We start from the raw sequence: 3,006 nt of genomic DNA, 5'->3' as shown, positions 1-3,006 counted from the left end.
CCGCGATCTTCCACAGCCCGTCCGGAACAATCCAACTCCACGTACCCCGCCCCATGACGGTCTCAACGACCGCCTCACCACATAGGACACGGTCTTAGACGGACAGCCCACACTTTCACTAGTGCCCTCCAATCATCATCTCGATTAGGGTGTCTGGATGCATATCCCCAGAAAGAACTCGATTCGCTATCTCGGCCGTCCGATTGTTCCCGTCGGCGATGTGCAATCGAGATCCCGGCAGGTTTATATCGTCCCCTGGGGCGAAGTCCCTGAAGCCGGTTATTGGCTCTCGCCCATTCGGCCCACCAAAGCGAATGAGATCCTCATTGGAGAGGGAGGTTACCCCGCCATGGCCCGCGTCGGCGCTGCCGTACATCTGCTCGCGTGTCGTTGGATTTCCGGCGATGCGATCCACCATCTCGCCCGCCTTTGCGAAAAAGCGCGTCGGCCTCTCGTGGATCGGCAGGTCCGAAAGACCGGTATTACAGTTGTGAACGAGTACCGGCGTAGCCCCAGCCAGCACATAGTACGTGTGCTGGCAGCCCCTCCCTCAGCTGCCTTTATGCAGGTGGAGAGGGGTTTCGGGGTCCGCCGGAGTCCGTGGTTGTGCGCCTGAATCCGTGCTTGTTGCCGTCGCTACTGCCGTCAGGAGCCGGGGTTCTCGGGCGGGGCGGGGATGCGGTCGCCGCGTGACTCGGCGACCCGGAGTGCGTCGGTCAGGGCTTCGGTCAGCCGGCAGGCGAGCCACCGGTATTCGACGACCGAGAGCATCTTGGCTCCGGGGGCGACGACCTTGCGGGCGTACTCCGGGAGTTCCTCGCCCATGTCGAGTTGTACTTCTTCGATGCTGTCGGCGAGGGAGGAGAGGTAGCCCCTGCCGTCGGTGCTGAGGTAGCAGGGGTTCCCGTCCGGTGTCGTCCATGGCAGTAAGCGAGGGCCGGTCACGCCTGCTGCTGCGTCGTGCAGCTCTCTGCGGCGCATGCGGTCCGCGTCGGTCCTGGATGTGCTCACCGTGCACCCCCACCTGGGTAGCCGAATGGAATACGGCGACCGTAGGGGGCTACTGTCCGTCACTCCATCGGTGAGGCAGGCTAGTTGGCGACGGAGCGTGCCAGAAGTATCGCGTTGCGTGGTAGCTATCCGACGACGCCCAGGTAGTCGGCCATCTCGCGCATCTCCGTTGTGAGGGTGCGCTTGCGCTTGCCCAGGATCTCCTGCATGGTCTCGGCGGCCATGTTCTGGTGCCGCATCCACTCCGGGGCGGCTTCCCGGGCGCGGGTCAGCTCGTCCATGGCGGCCGACAGGTCCCCGGTCCGTGTGTGGGCGCGCGCCACGTCGAGGGTGAAGCGGTTCCCGTCGTTCGTGCTGGGCCTGCCCAAGCGCTTCCACGCCTTCGGCGACAACTCCTCTTGCTCTCCTGCCTTGCGCACCACGGCGCGCGCGTCCCCTACGACCATTGAGTCTTCGAGGGCCTTCATCGCGGCGGTGACCGGCCCGAAGACGGACCAGTGCCGGGAGACGTTGCGGTGCGAGGTACCAACGGCGGCTGCCGCCACGCGGGCTGCCTTCCGGTATTCCTTGGCCGCATCCGGACGGTTGTTGCGGGCGGCCGCGGCTGCGGCCTCCATCGCCAACCCGCCCCACACCGCGTAATGGTCCGGCTCGGCCCCAGTGATCTTCGGTTCCACCGCGTCCATGCTCTGGGCCGCGATCCGCTCCGCCTCGTGCAGCCGGCCCTGCCGCACCAGCAGCCAGCACATACCGCCGACTCCGGAGCCTGCCGCGAGCATGTCCCCGGCCCGCCGGGCATCCGTGATCGCGCCCGCCAGGGCGGTGTAGGCGATGTCGTACTGCCGGACCTGGGTGAGGTAAGTGCCGGCCAGCCGCAGCGCCTCGGCGCGGGCCAGTAGGGCCTGCCGGTGCTCGTCTCCACTGTCGTAGTAGGCAACGGCCTTCGCAGCATCGCGCAGCAGTTCCGGCAGTTGGGACGCGACGCTCTTGTAGCTGTCGGAGAAGTACAGGACCCGCGCGTCTCCCACCGTCCGGCTGAAGGCACGCAGGTTCGGCTCCTCGCCCACCACCTCGGCGTCCTGGTCCACGAGCCCGACAGCCGGGGTGAGTACGGCGCGAAGCTGAATCAGGTTGACCCGGTTCGGCTCCTCTGCTCGGCCGACGGGTTCGGGGGCATCGGACGCCATCAGCGCGCCGGTGGTCACCCTCAGCGCGCGGGCCAGGGCGTGAAGGGTTTCCATGCGGACCGTGCCGCCCTGCTCGACCTTCCGGACGGTCCCCGGCGAGACGCCTGCGGCGTGGGCCAGTTCTTCCTGGCTCATCCCGGCCCGACGCCGGTACTTACGGACGTTGTCCGCCAGTTCCATAGTCATCAGCTGACCACCTCCAGCGCCACGGTACGCCGGTCCGACGAGTCAACCGAGGGCTATCCGGCAGATACCCGCCCGAAGCGGTGACCCACCACCGACTTGGTGCCGAGCAGGTGGCCCGACCCATGCAGGGCCGGGGCGCCAGCAGAATCGGGGCCTGAGCGGGAGGGGTCCCTCGTCGGTCGGGCAGCTTTGCCGTACCAGGGTTCTCCGGGGGCCGCCAAGGCTCACCGCGTGACGCTTGCGCTTGGCCTTGGCGGCCCCCGGGGGTTCCTGGTACGCCTCCGGTGACCGGGCGACGAGGGCACCCTCCCGCGACCCGACCACCCATCACCACGGCGGAGCCGCACTTGAATTCGGCCTCCTCCCCCTCGGAGAGAGGGCCGGGGCCTGGGGCAGAGCCCCAGAACAGTGCCTGCTGATGGTGTTGCGCGCCCGGACCAGCGGGGAAGCTGGCAAGCGGGGCGGAGACAGGAGCGGGCGGCGGCCCCGAGGGGCCGGAGCGCGCGCGGCCCGCGTCCACGGGCCGCCCTGGTCCAATAAAGAAAACCCCAACAGCCCCCCCACCTGCCTAAACATCACAAAAGGGGTCGCAATCAGGGGCGCTTCTTTTGCCGCCTCCTCG

The 3,006-nt window shown here is 67.7% G+C and carries 2 protein-coding genes; both read right to left on the bottom strand.

Features of this window, described 5'->3' with window-relative positions; genetic code table 11:
- Nucleotides 1-645: 645 nt before the first annotated feature.
- Nucleotides 646-981 (bottom strand): hypothetical protein, encoded by a 336-nt coding sequence (locus ACZ4XX_RS37890; protein WP_468512360.1) that lies wholly within the window; start codon nt 979-981, stop codon nt 646-648.
- Between the two features lie 155 nt (nt 982-1,136).
- Nucleotides 1,137-2,384: a helix-turn-helix domain-containing protein gene (locus ACZ4XX_RS37885; RefSeq protein ID WP_468512359.1), complete on the bottom strand. Its 1,248-nt coding sequence runs from the start codon at nt 2,382-2,384 to the stop codon at nt 1,137-1,139.
- Nucleotides 2,385-3,006 lie beyond the last annotated feature (622 nt).

The sequence above is a fragment of the Streptomyces sp. NPDC029956 genome (assembly GCF_055574655.1).
The sequence above is the reverse complement of the archived record's forward strand: the minus strand, read 5'-3'. Positions and strand labels throughout refer to the sequence as shown.